Origin of the sequence: Streptomyces cynarae (genome assembly GCF_025642135.1) — a bacterium.
Taxonomy (GTDB): Bacteria; Actinomycetota; Actinomycetes; order Streptomycetales; family Streptomycetaceae; genus Streptomyces; species Streptomyces cynarae.
On sequence record NZ_CP106793.1, the window covers coordinates 7409677 to 7426575 of the forward strand.

The following is a 16899-nucleotide window of genomic DNA, read 5'->3' on the forward strand; positions in this document are numbered from 1 at the left end:
CGGCTGGCACCATGAACCGCGAGCTCTGTGCCCGGGCGGGGCGGCGACGGAGGCGAGGGGAGAACGGTGGAGGACTGGATCTACATCCTCAACCCGAACAAGGACACGCTGGACGGGGAGCCCTCCGATAAGGAGACGATGCGCCGCCTCGCCCATGAAGAACCTGACCTCGATCTCTGGCTCAGCCGGCGCAACCGCATGAGTCGGGGGGACCGCTTGTGGTTCTTCTTCAGCAACCCCGAGTCGGTGATCGCGGCGGTTGCAGAAATCGAAGGGGAGCCCTACGACGATCCCCACTTCTCCTACCGGGTCGACGTGACCTTGCTGCCGGAGGCGACCGACGCGCTGTACCGGAACCCGGTCGGGCGGGAGGACCTGGGGCTCGGCCAGGTGCGGTCGGTGCAGAAAGTGAAGCCGCAGGCGCTGCCGGTCCTGCTGGCGCGGGCTGGTCTGCGAGACGCTTGAGGTGCGCGGCGTCTGCCGCAGGCCGGCGCAGCGATCGACGGCGAAGGGTGCGCCGACTCCCGATGCCCGCGGAGCAGTGGTACCGCAGGGCATCGGGTTCGGATCACCGGATCCGGGTCATGCGGGAGTGCCGCCCGAGTAGTCGCTGTCGAAGGTGGTCTCAATGGTGGTGGCGACGGGCTGCGCCACCCCGGTACCCGTGAGGATGAGGCCCAGCTCGCGGTTGTTGTCCAGCGAGTTGCTGCTGATGTTCACGGAACCCGCCTCCACCTTCTGGGTGGACAGACCGTAGTCGGCGACCATCGCCTTGGCGTGAATGTAGAAGCCGTTCGGGTCGGAGTAGCCGACGACGGTGCCGCCCGCCGCCTTGATCGCGGAAACCTGGCTGGAGTAACTGGACGGGCTCTCCAGGACCACCCGCACGGCCACACCCGCCTTCGCCCGCGCCACGATGGCGTTGACCACTGTGCTGTCGCTGAGTTCCAGCTCTTCGACGTCGAGTTTCGCGGTGGCGCCGTTGATGACGGACAGCAGGCGGTTGCGGGAGTCGGTGGGGGACCAGAGGAGGTGGTCGCCGTCGGTCGGGGTGATCGATGTGCCGGTGTAGTCGGCGTTGAAGACCTTCTCGGCCGAGGCGACATCGCGGCTGTCGTCGTCGAACACGCCGTAGTCACGGCTGGTCGTGTAGTACTGGGAGGTGAGGTTGCCGGTCAGGATCAGCGACTTGACGTCGTCCACCGTGATGGTCTTCTGGTGGGTGTAGACGAAGGTGGACGGTGACCACGCCACCCCCACGCCCGCGCTCTTCAGGGCGTTGTACGCCGAGCTGTTCGCGCTCTGGTGCTGGCGGTCCAGGATGACCCGCACGGTGACGCCCTTGTTCTCCAGGGCTATGAGGTCGTTGACCGCCGTGGTGTCCTCCAGCTCGTACATGGTCATGTCGAGGGAGGTGGTGGCCGAGTTGATGAAGTCGTAGATGGTGGGTTGGCTGCCGCTCTGCGAGAACGCGAACGCGGAGTAGCTCGCGGCGTTCGCGGGGAGGGCGGTGGCGAGCACGGCGGCGCCGGCCGCCAAGGCGACACCTGCACGGCGGAGGACCTTCCACAGCATGCTTGACTCCTGGTCGAGTTGACGTTCGGAGCGGGGGGCGCGTGCATGACACCACGCGCGTAGAAAGCTGAGGAAGGGCAGCGCGGTGAACTTGGTGTGACCGGCGGGCCGTGCGCGCGGACAAAGAGGACCCCGCGCAGGTGGAAGGCGGTGCGAGCAATCCCCTCGAAAGCGCAAAGGTTTCGTATGCCACGGGCCTGGACGTCGCCGACCTCCTCACCGGAGGCCCGGGGCGGACTCGCCCTGTCTTACTGGCGGCAACGCGCGGGACGACGTGGCCCGCCGGTAATGATCCGCGCACGTCTGGGAGGACTGTGCCGCCGGTGAACCGGACGGTGACTTCCTCGCCTGCGCGACCGGCGCGCCGCTGGGTGCCGTCCACGGCATCGAGGCACTGCCCGTGGAGCTGGTGAGTCGTCACGAACTGGCTTGGTTGCTCGGTGCCTTGGCCCGTGACCTGCTGCTCGAGCTCGTGGACTCACCCAGCGGCAGGGAGTGCGTCCCCGGCGGGACCCGCACCGGTCGGACGGCTATCCCGGCTGGTGGCTCTCAACTCCTGACAGGTCGGCTCCGACTCGCGTGTGCCGAGGCCGAGTCCGGCCTACACGTGGCATCCTGGCGCGGGTGGGGTCGGGCGAGTCGCTGCGCGGCTGAATCGGTCCGCCCCGTGACCACTACGTCCCCCAGATCCCCCGATAAGCCTCCCGATACCCCACCGGATCCCAAGACGTCGCCCCTCCCGTGTTCCCGGCGGTGGCCACGTGCACCGGAGACACGTACCCGCTCGCAGGCCTCCCCGCGAACGCGCGGTTGAACTCGTCCACGATCTGCCAGCCCTGTTGTGTGAGCGGTTCCGGGACCGTCGCCGCCTGGTAGCCACCGCTGTTGATGCGCTGGAACGCGGACGGATCCCCGTCTCCGGCGCCGATGTTGAAGGGGGGACCCGAGCCCTTCCTTCCCGCGGCGCGCAGGGCCGGGGCGGCGTCGGCGAAGTAGAGGTCGTTGATGGCCGCCGAGTAGGTCCAGCGGTCGCCCAGGCGGGAGGTCAGCGAAGAGACCTCCTGGGGGACGCGGCTGCTCGCGTCCGGGAGCGGGATGTTCTCGTGGGACAGGAGCCGCACGCCGCCGCACGTGGCCAGTTCCTCTCTGATCGATTCCGCCTTGTGCTTCGCGAACGGGAGCGAGTCGTCGGTGAACAGGACGGCGCCCGCCCGGCCGCCGGAATGCGCGATGATCCAGTCGGCCGTGATCCTCGCGACGTCCTCCACGTGCGTGGTGATGTTCGTGAACAGCTTGGGGTTCTCGCTGGGGCCGGGCTGGTCGACCGCGTGCCAGCCGATCAGCGGGATCCCCTCCGCGTCAGCCCTCGACACCTGCTGCGCAGTGGCCTTCGGGTCGAAGCCGCCCAGCACGATGCCCGACGGCTTGAGCGCGATCGCCTGGTTGAGCGCCGCCTGGATGCCGGCCGGTGTGCCGCCCCCGTCGATCACCTCGAACTTCCACCCGATGGCCTTCGCGGCCTCCCGCGCGCCGTTCGCCGTGCCGGCGACACCTGGGTTGGTCATCGTCTGCGCGACATAGATGACGGTCCGGCCGCGTGCCGCTTTCGGGCCCGTCGTGGGACCGTTCCAGGTGGTGTGGGGCTGCTCCGCCTGGCGTACGGCCGACTGCGCCCGGGCGAAGGCGGCCGGGCAGCCGGACGTCGAGGGCTCGGCGGAGGTCCCGGTGCCCGGCCGCGAGCCGTGTTCGCAGCCGACGGCGAGGACGACGACGGCCAGGGCGGCGGTCCCGGCGGCGGTTGCGCGGTTCACGTGCACAGTTTCCCGCTTTCGGGCACGTCACGGGGGTCGCGGATGACCTGCGTCCACCTCAGGGGTTCCGCGGAGGGCCTTCGCCGGTCGTCGGCGCGGGGCGGCCGTCCGTCGTGGCGGCGCGGAGGCGGCGGCGCGCCGCGTAGCCCGCGAGACCGACCGCCAGCAGCAGGGTGCCGCCGTCGAACAACGGCGTGACCCAGAAGTCCGCGCCGAGCTGCTGGATGCCGGCCAGGCCGATCGCCAGCACTGCGACGGCGACGAGGGTTCCCGCGGCGTTGGCACGGCCCGGCCTGATGGCGGTCGAGCCGAGGAGCGCGCCGACGAAGGCCGGGAGCAGGTAGTCCATGCCCACGCTCGGGTTGCCCAGCTCTTGCTGCGCCGCCAGGAGGACCCCGGCGAAGCCTACGACCAGGCCGGAGGCGGTGAAGGCGTAGACGCCGTAGCGGCGGGTGGGGATGCCGACCAGGTCGGCGGCGCGCGGGTTGGAGCCGATGACGTAGAGGTACCGGCCGAGCGGCAGTCGCTCCAGCAGCAGCCAGAGCAGAACGGCCAGTGCCAGGACGTAGAAGGCGGGGAGGGGCAGGCCGAGGAACGTGGCGTCGTAGAGGTCGGTGAACGCGGGCGGCAGGCCCCCCGGGCCGGGGACGATCCGGGCGCCGCCGGTGATCCAGCCGGTGATCCCGTACATCACCGTGCCCGTGCCGAGGGTGGCGATGAAGGAGTTGATCCGGGCGAACTCGACCAGCAGGCCGTTGCAGACGCCGACGAGCCCGCCGCCGGCGACGACGGCCAGGCAGGCCGCCGGCCAGGGCCAGCCGCCGGCCACCATCAGGTGCAGGACCATCACGTGGGCGAGACCGAGGCCGTACCCGATGGACAGGTCGAACCGGCCGGTGGCGATGGGGACCGTCGCACCGAGCGCGAGGATCGCCGGCACCGACTGGTTGAAGAGGATCGAGGAGACGTTGTCCAGCGTCGGGAACGTGCCCGGCAGGGCGAGGGAGAAGACGAGGAACAGCAGGGCGGTCAGGAACAGCAGGCCGTACGCGCCGATGACGTGGCCCCGCGCACGGACCGGCCGCCACCGGGGCGGGCGGGAGGGCTCGTGCGGGGACCGCGGGGCGGCGCCGGTCATCGCTCCGTCGCCGTCCCGGTGATGCCCGGCACGGCCGACGCCGTGCGGGTCAGTTCCGGGACGGTGAGGGCCGCGCCGGTCAGCTCGGCCGCCACGGTCCCGCCGACGAACACCAGAGCGCGATGGCACACGTCGGCGACCTCCTCGAAGTCCGTGGAGCACAGCAGTACCGCCGCCCCGGCGGCCGGCGCCTCATCGAGCAGGCGGTGGATCGCCGCCTTGGCGCCGACGTCGATCCCGGCGGTCGGCTCCTCGAGGATCAGCAGCCGCCGGCCGAGCCCGAGCCACCGGCCCACCATGACCCTCTGCTGGTTGCCTCCGGACAGGGTGTCGATACGGGCCTCGGTGTCGAGGGGCCGCACCCCGTACCGGTCGAGCAGGGACAGAGCCGTGGCGCGCTCGCGTCGCGGGACGATCCAGCGGGGCGCGCGCGGGCCTTGCGCCCGGGGGTTGGCCAGGAGGTTCTCGCGGACGGTGAGGTCGTGCAGGCAGCCCTCCTCCTGCCGGTCGTCGGTCACGAAACCGACTCCGGCGCGGACGGCGGCGGCCACCGTCCGCGGGTGGTAGGGGCGGCCGTCCAGCAGGATCCGTCCACTGGTGATCGTCCCCGAGCCGGCGAGCGCGCGCCCCAGAGCCATGTGACCGGCACCGGTGAGCCCGACCATGCCCAGCAGCTCACCGGACCGCAGTTGCAGGCTGACCGGCCCCGCGGTCTCGGTGCGGACGTCCTCCAGGCGGAGTACGACCGGTCCGTGGGCGGGGGCCGTCGTGGGCCGGGGGCCGACCGGTCCGTGGGCGGGAGCCGTCGTGGGCGGGTGGACGACTGGTCCGTGGGCGGGAGCCGTCGTGGGCCCGTCGGGCACCGCCGGACCGTGGCCGACGATGTCCTGCACCAGCCGGGCCGGGGGATGGTCCGCGAGGCGGCCCCGGCTGACGACGCGGCCGTCGCGGAGTACGGCGAAGCGGTCGGCGACCCGGTACACCTCGTCGAGCCGGTGGCTGACGTACACGATGCCGTGGCCGCGGTCGCGCAGGGCGTGCAGTACGTCGAACAGGCGCGCGCAGTCGGTCGCGGGCAGGCTCGCCGTGGGCTCGTCGAGCACGATCAGCGGGGCTCGGGTGGCCAGCGCGCGGGCGATCGCGACCAGTGAACGTTCGGCCCGGCCGAGGTCGGCCACTCGGGTGTCCGGGTCCAGGTGGCCGGCGAGGATCTCCAGGGCCTCCAGGCAGCGCTCCCGCGCCCGCCGCCACGAAATCATCCCGAGGCGCCGGGGATACCCGGTGCCCAGCGCGATGTTCTCCGCGACCGTCATCCACCCGACGAGCCCGAGATCCTGGTGGAGGAAGGACATGGCACGCGCGGCGGCCTGCGTGCCGAGCGGGTGTCCGCCCACCGTCACCTCTCCCTCGTCGGCGCGGTGGATCTGGGCGAGCACCTTGATGAGGGTGGACTTGCCGGCTCCGTTGGGACCCAGCAGCGCGAGGACGCTTCCCCGTTGGACGTCGAGGTCGACCGAGTCCAGCGCGAGCGTGCCGCCGAACCGCTTGCCGAGCCCCCGGATGCGCAGAAGGGGCTCCGCACCGCTGTCGTTCGCGGCGAAGGCCGGGACGTCATGCGAGGCCAGCGAGGTCCCCCCAGTCCATGTCCGTCGGCGTCGCCTCCGGCAGACCGCCGGACGGCGCTTGCAGTGCGCACTCCGCCCAGATGACCTTGCCCTCGGCGGTGTAGCGGGCGCCCCAGGCCTGGGCCAGCTGCGCCACCAGGAACAGACCCCGGCCGCCCTCGTCGTAGGTGGCCGCGTGGCGCAGGTGCGGCGCTGTGCTGCTGGTGTCCGCGACCTCGCAGATCAAGGTGCGGTCGCGGATCAGGCGTACGCCGATGGGGCCGCTGCCGTAGCGGACGGCGTTGGTGACCAGTTCGCTCAGCAGCAGTTCCGCGGTGAACGACACCTCGTCCAGGCCCCAGTCGGCCAGGCGGCGGATGACGGCGGCGCGGACTTCCTTGACGCGGGCCGGGTCGGCGGGCAGCGACCAGTCGGCGATCCGATCGGGGTCCAGGGCGTGGGTGCGGGCCACCAGCAGCGCGATGTCGTCGTCGGGGTGCTCCGGCGCCACGGTGTCCAGGATCGCGCGGCAGGTGTCGTCCGGTGCGCGGTCCGGGTGGGCGAGCGCCCGGCGCAGCAGCTCGAAGGAGGTGTCCAGGTCCCGCCCGCGGTGCTCGACGAGCCCGTCGGTGTACAGGACGAGTTCGCTGCCCTCGGGGAGGGGGATGTCGGTGGACTCGAACGGCAGGCCGCCGAGGCCCAGGGGAGGCCCGGCGGGCAGGTCGGGGAAGGTCACGCTGCCGTCCGGGTGCACCAGTGCCGGCGGCAGATGGCCGGCGCGCGCCACCGTGGCCTGCTGCGAGGTGGGGTCGTAGACGGCGTACAGGCAGGTCGCGCCGATGATCCCGGCGGTGGTGCAGGCCGTCTCGTCCCGGTCCATGCGCCCCACCAGTTTGTCGAGGTGGGTGAGCACCTCGTCGGGAGCGAGGTCGAGTTCGGCGTAGTTGCGCGCGGCCGTGCGCAGCCGGCCCATCGTGACCGCGGCGTGCAGACCGTGGCCCACCACGTCGCCGACGATCAGCGCGACCCGGGTGCCGGAGAGGGGGATGACGTCGAACCAGTCCCCGCCGACCTCACACTCGGCGGGCCGGTAGCGGTGCGCGATCTCCAGGGCGCTCTGCTCCGGCAGCCGTTTCGGCAGCAGGCTGCGTTGCAGCGCCAGGACCATGGTGTGCTCGCGGGTGTAGCGGCGGGCGTTGTCGATGCAGATCGCGGCGCGGGTGGCGAGTTCCTGGGCCAGGGAGCGGTCGTCGTCGTCGAAGGGCGACGGGGACTGGCAACGGTAGAAGCTGGCGATGCCCAGGACGACGCCGCGGGCGAGCAGCGGGGCGGCGATCAGGGAGTGGACGCCGTTGGCGACGAGGCGTTCGGTGTGCGCGGGCTCCTGGGAGATCCAGCCGGTGGAGACCCGCAGATCGGGTACCAGCACGGCCTGCTCGCGGTCCAGGCACCGGGACTGGGGCGTCGCGGGGCGCGGGTCCACGCGCTCGCCGACCGCGTAGAAGGGGAGGTCGTCACGCGTGCCGTGGCTCACCGCGCGCACCATGCCGGTGCGCGGGTCGGCCGCCTCCTCGCCGCGCAGGACGGCCTCGGGCAGATCGATCACGACATGGTCCGCGAGACGCGGTACGGCCATCTCGGCGAGTTCGAGAGCCGTGCGGCCCACGTCCAGGGTGGTGCCGATACGGGCGCTCGCCTCGGACAGCAGCTCCAGACGGCGCCGCGCCGCGACGGCGTACGTTCCCACGCCGGGCTCGCCGACGAGGACCAGCCGGCCGTCGGCCGTCGTAGGGGCGGGTGCGTCGCCGACGGACTGCTCGCGGGACTGCTCCGGGGTACGGACGGTGATGGGCGGGGCCGTGGTCACCTGGCCGGACGGCGCACCGAGAAGGTGCCGGGGCACCGGAATGACGGATGTGTCCGGCGGGACGAGGTCGCGCTCGCCGGGGTGCCCGGGCAGCGTGAGCAGCGGATGCGGCCCGTTCTCGTGCAGGACCGCCTCGACGGCGACGCCCTCCGTGCCGCCGGGGCCGGTCACCACCTGGCTCAGCAGGGTGAGCCGCCGGCCGTCGCAGAGGGCCACCTCGACCGCGCCGCGCTGGGCCGCGGAGATCAGCTCGGCGGCCTTCTCCTTGACGATCATCCGGTCGCGCCCGTTCAGCCCGCTCAGGGCCGGCTCGTCCACGCCGATCCCCGCGGCGTCGAACAGGTGTGCACCGACCGTGGCGCCGCGCCGGGCGTCGAGGTACGCCTGGAGCAGGGCACGCTCGCGCGCCGAACTCTGTTCCAGCAGTCGGCGCTCGATCGCGCGGGCGGCCCGGGTGATCAGGGTGTCCATGACCGGGCCGGCGTCGGTGCGGGGGCAGCCGAAGGACAGGATGCCCTCGATGCGTCCGCTGAGCAGGTCCCGGATCGGGATGGCCGAACAGGCGTTGCCCTGCGACCGCTCGGCGAAGTGCTCCGCGCCGTACAGCCGGCACAGCCGCCGCTCCGCCAGGGCGAGGCCGATGCCGTTGGTGCCCGCGACGTGCTCGGCGAAGACGAACCCCGGGTCGACCTGGAACGGCGGCAGCCTGCGCGCCAGCGACGGTTGCCCGAAGCGGCGCGCGAGCACCGTTCCCTCCCCGTCGGCCAGCCCGATGTTCATCCGGCTGCCGGCGAATCGGTTCTGCAGCCAGTCGAGCACGGGGTCGGCCGCACGGACGAGCCGTACGTCCGTGTCGACGTCGGGCCGGTACGGGAGCTCGGCCTGGTCGGGGGAGAGGCCGAGCAGCAAGGAGCGCTGCCAGGAGTTGAGGATCATGCTCCGTACGCCGCTCCCGACGGTCCCGCCCTGCAGGAACCGCTCGCGAACCGGGGCGACGTCGATGCCGTTGTCCACGACCATGTGCATCACTCCCCTCGCCGGCTCGCCGCTGGGCTGCTCCGCCGTCCTCGTTGAGGGAACGGCTGGATGCCGTAGGTAATTTTAAAACTTATCTTGACAAAAGAGACGAATTGCTCATTTCGGCCACTCCGCCGCCGGATAGGTCGGTCTGCCCCTCGACGTCCGCGTCGGCGTGATCCTCGATCTCCGCGATGCGTACGGGCTGTCCCTTCTCCACCGACCGTATGGCCGCGAGCGCGATCGTCAGGGCCGCGCGGGCGTCCTCGCCGGTGACCGACGGGGTACGGGCGGTGCGGACGCTGTCGGCGAAGTCGGCCAGCTCCGCGACGTACGCGTCGTGGAAGAGGTCCTGGTCGTAGGTGACGCACTCGGCGGCGACGCCGTCCGGTCCGTGGGCCGTCAGGTGGGTGCGGCGCAGGTCGCCCATCGTCAGCATGCCGGCGGATCCGAGTACCTCGCCGCGCACGTCGTAGCCGTAGACGGCCTGGAAGCTCGCCTCCGCGGTGGCGAGGGCGCCGTTGTCGAATCGAATGGTGACGACGGCCGTGTCCAACAGGCCGCGGTCCTTGAAATCGGGACGGATCAAGGCGTCTGCCCAGGCGAAGACCTCCACCGGCTCGGCGCCCGGGTTGAGGTGGCGCAGGGTGTCGAAGTCGTGGATGAGGGTCTCCAGGAAGATCGTCCACGGTGGGATACGGGCCGGATCGGCCAGCTTCGGGTCGCGGGTGAGCGAGCGCAGCAGCTGCGGGGTGCCGATGGCGCCCGCGATGATCTTCTCGTGGGCGGCGCGGAACCCGGTGTCGTAGCGGCGGTTGAAGCCCACCTGGAGCGCTGTTCCCGTCTCGGCGGCGGCCGCGAGGGCACGGTCGGCCTCCGCGAGCGTGACCGCCATCGGCTTCTCGCAGTACACCGCCTTGCCCGCCCGCGCCGCTGCCTCGACCAGGCCGGCGTGGGTGCGTGCCGGGGTGGCGATCACGACCGCGTCGGCTGCCGGGTCCGCCAGCAGCTCGCCGATCTCGGTGTAGGCGGTGGGGCAGCCGAGCCGGTCGGCCAGGCCCCGTGCAGCGCCCGGGGCCGGGTCGGCGACGGCGGCGAGGCGGACGCCGGGCAGGCGGTGGGCGAGGGTCTCGGCATGGAAGGAGCCCATGCGTCCGGCGCCGATGAGGGCGATGGCGAGGGGCCGGTGAGTGGTCATCGGGTTCTCCGCACGTTCGTGGGTGGCTGTGGCTGTTGCCTTGGTGAGGGCCGTTGCGTTCGCGGGGGGCCGTTGCCCTCGTCGGGGCCGTTGCTCAGAGGGTGAATGCGGCGCGGAAGCGCTCCAGGGCGCGGTCACCGTCGTCGTCGGAGGCCCAGGCCTCCAGGGCGACCGTGCCGTCGTAGCCGAGGTCCGCCAGGGCGCGGGCGACGGCCGGGTAGTTGATCTCGCCGGTGCCGGGCTCACGGCGGCCGGGTACATCGGCCACCTGGATCTCGCCGATCAGGCCGAGGCCGTGCGCCTTGCGGACGAGTTCGATCAGGTTTCCCTCGCCGATCTGGGCGTGGTACAGGTCCAGGTTCATCCGCAGGCCGGGGCGGTCCACGGCCGCGACCAGGGCGAGGGTGTCGGCGGCCGTCGCGAACGGTACGCCCGGGTGGTCGACGGCCGTGTTCAGGTTCTCCAGGGTGAAGGTGACCCCGGCCCTCTCGCCCAGCTCGGACAGCTGGGACAGGGTGCGGTGGGCCGCGATCCACATCGGGCCGGTGGCCGCGCCGTCGACCGGCGCCACCGGCAGGCCCTCGGCGTCCAGCCCGGTGCCGTGCAGGTTCAGCCGGGGGCAGCCCAGGTGCTCGGCCGCCCTGACCGACTCCTCGGCGGTGCGCAGCAGTTCGGCGGCGCCCGCCTCGTCGGTGAGGCTGCCGCGGATGTATCCGGTCATGGACGAGAACTCGGCCGGGGTCCGCGCGAGCGCGTCGAGGTCGTGGCGGGTCCAGTCCCAGATCTCGACCTGGAAGCCGGCGTCGTGAATCCGTCGCGCGCGCTCGTGGATCGGCAGGTCCCGGAAGACCATCTCGGCACAGACGGCCAGTGTGTACATGGCTGAACGCCTTCCCTCACGCTCTCGTGGCTCCGTCGACTAGAACGTTCTAGTTGTTAGAACGTTCTAGTAGGACCGCAGCAGTACGCCAGTCACCGTCCCCTTCTGTCAAGCGTTCGCACGTCTGTGGACTAGAACGTTGCAGTACCCTGGCACGGGCTACGATCCTCGCCGGGAAGCACACCGTGACCGGCTCGAACAGGGAGGGCAGCCGTGCCGACGACCTCCGCGGCCGGAGACGGCAGACGGCCGACCCTCGCCGACGTCGCGGCACGGGCGGGCGTGTCCGTCGCCCTGGTCTCCATCGTGATGCGCGGGGCCAAGGGCGCCGGCGCCGCCACCCGCGAGCGGGTGCTCAGGGCCGCCGAGGAGATCGGCTACCGGCCCGACACCCGGGCCCGCCTTCTGCGCAGCAGCCGTTCGCGCCTGCTCGGCGTGCAGTTCGGGCTGCACCATCCGTTCCACACCCACCTGGTGGAGGGCATCTACGCCGCCGCCGAGCCCGCCGGCTACCAGGTGGCCCTCAGCGCGGTCGCGCCCTCCCGCGGCGAGCGGCAGGCGGTGGAGGCGCTGCTCGCCGACCGCTGCGAAGCCCTGGTCCTGCTCGGTCCCGAGATGCCCGTCGCCCGGTTGGCGGACATCGCGGCTCAGGTCCCCGTGGTCTCGGTGGCTCGTCGGCTGCGGCCGGCCCCGCCCGGAGTGGACGTCGTACGCACCGCCGACGACGAGGGCGCCCGCCAGGCCGTCGACCACCTGGTCGCGCTGGGGCACCGCGCCATCGTGCACATCGACGGCGGCAGGGCGCCCGGTGCCGCCGACCGCCGCCGCGGCTACCGCACCGCGATGAACCGCCACGGCCTCTCGGGCCACAGCCGCCTCCTGCCCGGCGGGCTCACCGAGGAGGACGGCGCGCGGGCGGCCCGCACCCTGCTCGCCGAAGGCCACCGGCCGAGCGCGGTCCTCGCCTTCAACGACCGTTGTGCCACGGGCGTCCTCGACGCCTTCCTGCGGGCCGGTGTCGGCGTCCCCACCGAGGTGTCCGTGGTCGGCTTCGACGACACCCGTCTGGCCCGCCTCGCCCACATCGACCTCACCACCGTCGCGCAGGACATCCCCCGTCTGGCCGAACTCGCCGTCGGCCGCGCCATCGCCCGGCTGGAGGGGGAGCGGGACAGCGAAACGGCCTCGGGAAGAGAGACCGTCATCGCCCCGCGCCTGGTCGTCCGGGGCACCACGGCGACCCCCTAGGGTCTTTGAAGTCGCCTGGGCGTCGACAGGCGGCGGTGCCTGGACGCCCCTAGGCTGGCCCGGAACCTCGGGACCTTCGGCTCTGTGGGAGTCAGTCCATGACACGTGTGTGTACGCGCTGGCGCAGGGTGGCCGTGGTGGCCGTGGCGGCGGGGATGCTCCTCGTGCCGGTCGCGGGCGGTACCGCGCTCGGAGCGGGCCGGTCGCTCGCCACGACCGTCACCGTCGCCGAACCGCCCACACCGTCGGCCTCGGGCGGGGTCCGGGACGCCTCGGGCGGGGTTCGGGACCTCACCCCCGCCGTGACGCGGCGACTGGACGAGGCCGTTCGGCGGGTCATGCGGGAGGCGCACGTGCCCGGCGTGACCGTGGGGCTGTGGACGCCCCACCAGGGTAGCTACGTACGGTCGTTCGGCGTCGCCGACCAGAGCACCGGGCGGCGGATGTCGCCGGACCTGTACCTGCGGATCGGCAGCGAGACCAAGACGTTCACCGTGACCGCGCTGCTCCAGCTGGTCGACCGGGGCAGGGTGGGCCTGGACGACCCGATCGGCAAGTACGTCGACGGCGTACCGGGCGGCGACAGAATCACCCTGCGCCAACTGGCCGGTATGCGCAGTGGGTTGTTCAACTACTCGCAGGACCCGGACTTCTTCAAGGCGCTGACGTCCGATCCGCGACGGTCCTTCACGCCACGGCAGTTGCTCGACTACGCCTTCAGGCACCCCGCACTGTTTCCGCCCGGGCAGAAGTTCGACTACTCCAACACCAACACCGTCCTGCTGGGCCTGGTCGTCGAGAAGGCCGGCGGTCTGCCGCTCGCGGACTTCATCCGGAAGAACGTCCTCGGACCGGCCGGCCTGCACCACACGCTGTTCCCGCTCGACGTCGGCTTCCCGACCCCGCACGCGCAGGGGTACACGGACCAGACCGCGAGCGGGAAGGTCGAGGACGCCGCCGACTGGAACCCCTCCTGGGCGTGGGCGGCCGGCGCGATGATCTCCGATCTGCGGGACCTGCGGGTGTGGGCGCGGACGGTGGCCACCGGCATGCTCCCGAGCGGCGGCACCCTGATCAGCCCCGCCCTGCAGAAACAACGGCTCACCACACCCCCGACTCCCATTCCGGGTGCCGGATACGGCCTGGGCATCTTCGATGTCCACGGCTGGATCGGGCACAACGGTTCCCTGCCGGGGTACGAGTCCCTCACCGTCTACCTCCCGTCGGCGCGGACGACCCTCGTGGTGCTGCTGAACACCGACATCGACCATGCCGGCCAGGAGCCCAGCACGCTCTTCGGTGAAGCGATCACGAAGCTCGTCACGCCCGGGCACGTCTTCGACCTGCCCGCCCAACCGGCAGGCAGGTGAGGACGGAGACCTGACGGCACGTCGCGGCCGGGTCTCGGGCTCCACGGCACGGACCGGCGCCACGGTGGTCACCGCGACGGTGCCGCCGGCCGAGCTGTTCGGCTACGCGACCCGCCTGCGCAGCCGCACCCAGGGCGGGGGCCCTTCACCACCCGCCCCGCCGGGTGCGCCCCCGCCCCGCACGGCACACCGACCCGGTAGCCAGGCGGCGATGCCCCCGGCAGTCCGACGACGGTCCCCGCCCGGCAGTCCGACGACGGTCCTCACCCGGCAGTCCGACGACGTTCCTCACCCGGCAGACCGACGACGTTCCTCATCCGGCACTCCGACGACGTTCCTCATCCGGCAGTCCGACGACGGTCCCGCCCCGCTCTTGGGGCGGGACCGTTCGCACATCCGTACGTTCGAACGTCCATCACGTCCGCACGTCGGCGCACGTCCGTACGTCCGGCGTCCGAACGTCCGCACGTCGCCACGCCTGCGCCGCGCAGGCCCCCGCCCCTGCCGTGCGCCGTCGTGTGCGGCCCGCGCTGCGGTGGCTCGCCGCCGCCGGTCGTTGCCGCCGCCGGTCGTCCCACGGGACGTTTCCCCCATCCCTGGCACAACGGGACGGAATCCCCGGCCGTCCACACGGAAACGCTGGGCGACATGAGATCACGCAGACCGTGATCGGCATCGTCAGCACGGAGGTTCCCATGATTCGCCGGACACTGCAGAGCGGCCTTGTGGCCGCGGTCGCGATGTTCGCGCTGGTGCCCACGGCCGCCGTCGCCGCCGACGGCGGCCGGCCCACCTCGGCGCCGGTCGTGCGGACGGTTCCGCACCGCCCGCACATCCTGCTCCCCGCCCCGGCCCGGCACGTCCCGGCCCGGCACCGCGCGCACCGCTCCACACGGTGCTCCCACCCCGCCCGCCACACCCGGCACATCACGCGCGTGGCCCACCACCGGCGCCCCGTCCGCCTCGTGGGATACGTCGCCACGCGCCACACCAGGCTGAACGTCCGCTCCGGTCCCGGCTTCCGCTACCGCGTCGTCGGCCACGCGCACGTCAACGGCCGCCTCGTACTGGTCTGCAAGAAGAACGGCTCGTACGTCTTCGGCAACCGGCGCTGGTACAAGCTCTCGGGCAACCAGGGTTACGTCTCCGCCCACTACGTCCGCACGCGGGGCGCCCTGCCCTGGTGCTGACGCCGCGACCGCTCTCCCCTCCAAGGGACGGCCTGCCCGGTCACGCACGTGACCGGGCAGGCCGTCGGCATGTTCCGTCGCGGCTCCCGTTTTCGCACTTCTCATACCGGTCCCGATGTGTGGCGGCACCGCACCCCCGGGAACACATCTCACCAACCAGGGCGAACAGCCCAAATAGGATTAGGTGTTGAGGGACAGGTCATGCGACAGCCCCAAGGATCCAGACCGTGAAAGCCGGCGCGGCACGGACGGCGGCGCCCTGCGGCCCCTCGGCCGCACCGCCCGCAGAGACGGACGAGGCGTTCGTGACCACGCTGCGCGATCTGAAGGAGCGCACCGGTCTCAGCCTCGCGGCCCTCGCCGCGCGCACCCCGTACAGCAAGTCCGCCTGGCACCGCTATCTCACCGGCGCCGGGCGGCCCCCTCGTTCGGCGGTCGAGGCGCTCGCCGCGCTCGCCGGCGCCGACCCCGCACCCGCGTTGACCCTGTGGGAGGCGGCCGACCGCCGGCCGCCCGCCGGCACGCCGCCGCACGACGGCCCCCGCCGCGGACCGCCCGGCCGCGCCGGCTCCCGCTGTCGGCGGTCGCCCTGATCGTCACGGTCACCGCGGTGGCCGTCGCCCTCCTCGCCTCCGACCGCTCCGGTGCCCCGGGCGGACGGCTCGCCGCGGCCTCGCCCCGGTGCCGGGGCGGCGCCTGCCAGGGGCAGCTGCCCGACGTGTCCGCCTGCGACCGGGACGCGCAGACCAAGAGCAAGGTCCGCGACACCTCCTATGCGGTGCGCCTCGAGTACTCCGCGGCCTGCGGCACCGCCTGGGCCGAGGTCGACGCGGACGCCTCCGACGCCCGCGTCATCTCCGTCCGCAAGGGGCGGGACGTGCTGTCCGCGGCGTATCCGGGAGACGGTTCCGGCGGCTCGGCGAGCCCCATGCTCGCCGTGACGTCACCCGACGACGTGGAGGCGTGCGCCAAGGTGGACGGCAAGCTGGCGTGCACCGGCCTGGACGCCGAGCCGGCCGAGGAGCACTGACCGCGTGCCCGAGCCGGCCGCCGCTCCGGGGAATGTACGGTCTCCACACTCTGCCCCGGCCGGAGGTCCTACATGTTGTAGGGTTTGGCTCGTCCGTCCGCCGGTCGGTATCGGCCGGCCCGTTGTGAGCCGATCGGGGGATCAGTGCGGGAGTCCGAGGAGCCGTCACCAGCGGGCGGCCCGATCTTCGAACGGATGGTGGACCGCGCCCTCGGCCATCCGGGGATCGCGGCTGCGATCGGCGTCACCGGTGCGGGACCGGCGCGCGAGCAGCTGCGTGCGCGGGCGCTGGAGGCGCGCGACCGTCTCGCCGGGATCGCCGCCGACGAGTACCACCACTACCTCGCGGTGCGGGCCGCGGCAGCCCGCCGTGACAGGCCGGAGGGGGACGGCGACGATCGTATGCAGAAAAGACTGCTGCCGGCGCTCGCGGTCCTGGTGCCGAGCCTCGGAGCCGCGGCCACAGGAGTGTTCCTCCTGTGCGGCTTCGGGCTGCGGGCCTTCGCCGTGCGCCCGCACATCGGCGACGGGCTCGTGATGTCCGGTGTGATCGCCGCCGTCGTGACGGCGGGAGCGGCTCTCGGGGACCTCGCCTGGCTTCTGGCGGCCCGCGCCCGGACCCGCCGCGGCGACGGCGAGGACCCCATGGACCGCGATCCCCGGGTGCGCCGGGCCCGTGAGGTCTGGGAGCGCGCCTTGCTGGAGCGCGCGATCGTGCCGTTCCTGCTCGAACTCGCGGAACTCGAACGTGCAGGGCTGGAGCACACCGAGGAGAGCACCCTGGGTAGCCCGTAGACTTTCAACGGTCCCCGTACGGGTGAACCTGGCGGCCCCCCCGGCGGCCGTCCCGCGCCACCCTTGCCGGGTTTGCGGGGAACCGGATCGTCCTTGCCGGACTCCTACCCTAGGAAAAGCCACCGTTACCCCTACGAAATGTAGGGTCGATGCGAGTGCTTCCGTCCACGCCGGTC

The 16899-nt window shown here is 72.4% G+C and carries 14 protein-coding genes and 1 pseudogene; 8 read left to right on the forward strand and 7 right to left on the reverse strand.

Translation table 11 applies throughout. From position 1 onward, the window contains the following. The first annotated feature begins 66 nt into the window (after positions 1 to 66). Positions 67 to 465, forward strand: coding sequence for a hypothetical protein (locus N8I84_RS33425; protein ID WP_263233180.1), 399 nt, complete (start codon positions 67 to 69; stop codon positions 463 to 465). A 117-nt stretch (positions 466 to 582) separates the two neighbouring features. Here the strand turns inward: N8I84_RS33425 and N8I84_RS33430 are convergent, their stop codons facing one another. From N8I84_RS33430 to N8I84_RS33460, 7 genes are all read right to left on the reverse strand, one after another. Beyond that, positions 583 to 1575, reverse strand: a complete 993-nt coding sequence (locus tag N8I84_RS33430; RefSeq protein ID WP_263233181.1) for a phospholipase D-like domain-containing protein — start codon at positions 1573 to 1575, stop codon at positions 583 to 585. A 674-nt stretch (positions 1576 to 2249) separates the two neighbouring features. Beyond that, the gene (locus tag N8I84_RS33435; RefSeq protein ID WP_390898974.1) at positions 2250 to 3392 is read right to left on the reverse strand and encodes a substrate-binding domain-containing protein; all 1143 of its coding nucleotides are present in this window, start codon (positions 3390 to 3392) and stop codon (positions 2250 to 2252) included. Positions 3393 to 3444: 52 nt separating this feature from the next. Next, positions 3445 to 4524 (reverse strand): ABC transporter permease, encoded by a 1080-nt coding sequence (locus N8I84_RS33440; protein WP_263233184.1) that lies wholly within the window; start codon positions 4522 to 4524, stop codon positions 3445 to 3447. Then, the gene (locus tag N8I84_RS33445) at positions 4521 to 6149 is read right to left on the reverse strand and encodes a sugar ABC transporter ATP-binding protein (RefSeq protein WP_263234964.1); all 1629 of its coding nucleotides are present in this window, start codon (positions 6147 to 6149) and stop codon (positions 4521 to 4523) included. Before N8I84_RS33445 ends, N8I84_RS33440 begins: the two co-directional genes overlap by 4 nt. After that, positions 6136 to 9015 carry a SpoIIE family protein phosphatase gene (locus N8I84_RS33450; protein ID WP_390898975.1) on the reverse strand — a complete coding sequence of 960 codons (2880 nt, stop codon included), beginning with the start codon at positions 9013 to 9015 and terminating at the stop codon, positions 6136 to 6138. Before N8I84_RS33450 ends, N8I84_RS33445 begins: the two co-directional genes overlap by 14 nt. 88 nt (positions 9016 to 9103) lie before the next feature. Then, a complete protein-coding gene (locus N8I84_RS33455; RefSeq protein WP_263233187.1) occupies positions 9104 to 10210 on the reverse strand; it encodes a Gfo/Idh/MocA family oxidoreductase in 1107 nt (368 codons plus the stop codon). Between the two features lie 94 nt (positions 10211 to 10304). Next, positions 10305 to 11090, reverse strand: a complete 786-nt coding sequence (locus N8I84_RS33460; RefSeq protein WP_263233188.1) for a TIM barrel protein — start codon at positions 11088 to 11090, stop codon at positions 10305 to 10307. Between the two features lie 213 nt (positions 11091 to 11303). Between N8I84_RS33460 and N8I84_RS33465 the strand changes: the two genes are divergently transcribed. The 7 genes and pseudogenes from N8I84_RS33465 to N8I84_RS33495 all read left to right on the forward strand — a co-directional run bounded on the left by N8I84_RS33465 (position 11304) and on the right by N8I84_RS33495 (position 16723). Continuing rightward, the gene (locus tag N8I84_RS33465) at positions 11304 to 12338 is read left to right on the forward strand and encodes a LacI family DNA-binding transcriptional regulator (RefSeq protein ID WP_263233189.1); all 1035 of its coding nucleotides are present in this window, start codon (positions 11304 to 11306) and stop codon (positions 12336 to 12338) included. 98 nt (positions 12339 to 12436) lie between these two features. Continuing rightward, the gene (locus N8I84_RS33470) at positions 12437 to 13708 is read left to right on the forward strand and encodes a serine hydrolase domain-containing protein (protein ID WP_263233190.1); all 1272 of its coding nucleotides are present in this window, start codon (positions 12437 to 12439) and stop codon (positions 13706 to 13708) included. Continuing rightward, positions 13704 to 13909: pseudogene (locus tag N8I84_RS33475) on the forward strand (hypothetical protein); the annotation flags it as partial. The gene N8I84_RS33470 and the pseudogene N8I84_RS33475, both read left to right, overlap by 5 nt. Positions 13910 to 14403: 494 nt before the next feature. Beyond that, the gene (locus N8I84_RS33480; RefSeq protein ID WP_263233191.1) at positions 14404 to 14898 is read left to right on the forward strand and encodes an SH3 domain-containing protein; all 495 of its coding nucleotides are present in this window, start codon (positions 14404 to 14406) and stop codon (positions 14896 to 14898) included. Between the two features lie 227 nt (positions 14899 to 15125). Continuing rightward, positions 15126 to 15491: a helix-turn-helix domain-containing protein gene (locus tag N8I84_RS33485; protein WP_263233192.1), complete on the forward strand. Its 366-nt coding sequence runs from the start codon at positions 15126 to 15128 to the stop codon at positions 15489 to 15491. A 17-nt stretch (positions 15492 to 15508) separates the two neighbouring features. Further along, a complete protein-coding gene (locus N8I84_RS33490) occupies positions 15509 to 15928 on the forward strand; it encodes a YjfA family protein (protein ID WP_263233193.1) in 420 nt (139 codons plus the stop codon). A 195-nt stretch (positions 15929 to 16123) separates the two neighbouring features. Next, on the forward strand, positions 16124 to 16723 hold the full coding sequence (locus N8I84_RS33495) for a hypothetical protein (RefSeq protein WP_263233195.1): 600 nt from the start codon (positions 16124 to 16126) through the stop codon (positions 16721 to 16723). Positions 16724 to 16899 lie beyond the last annotated feature (176 nt).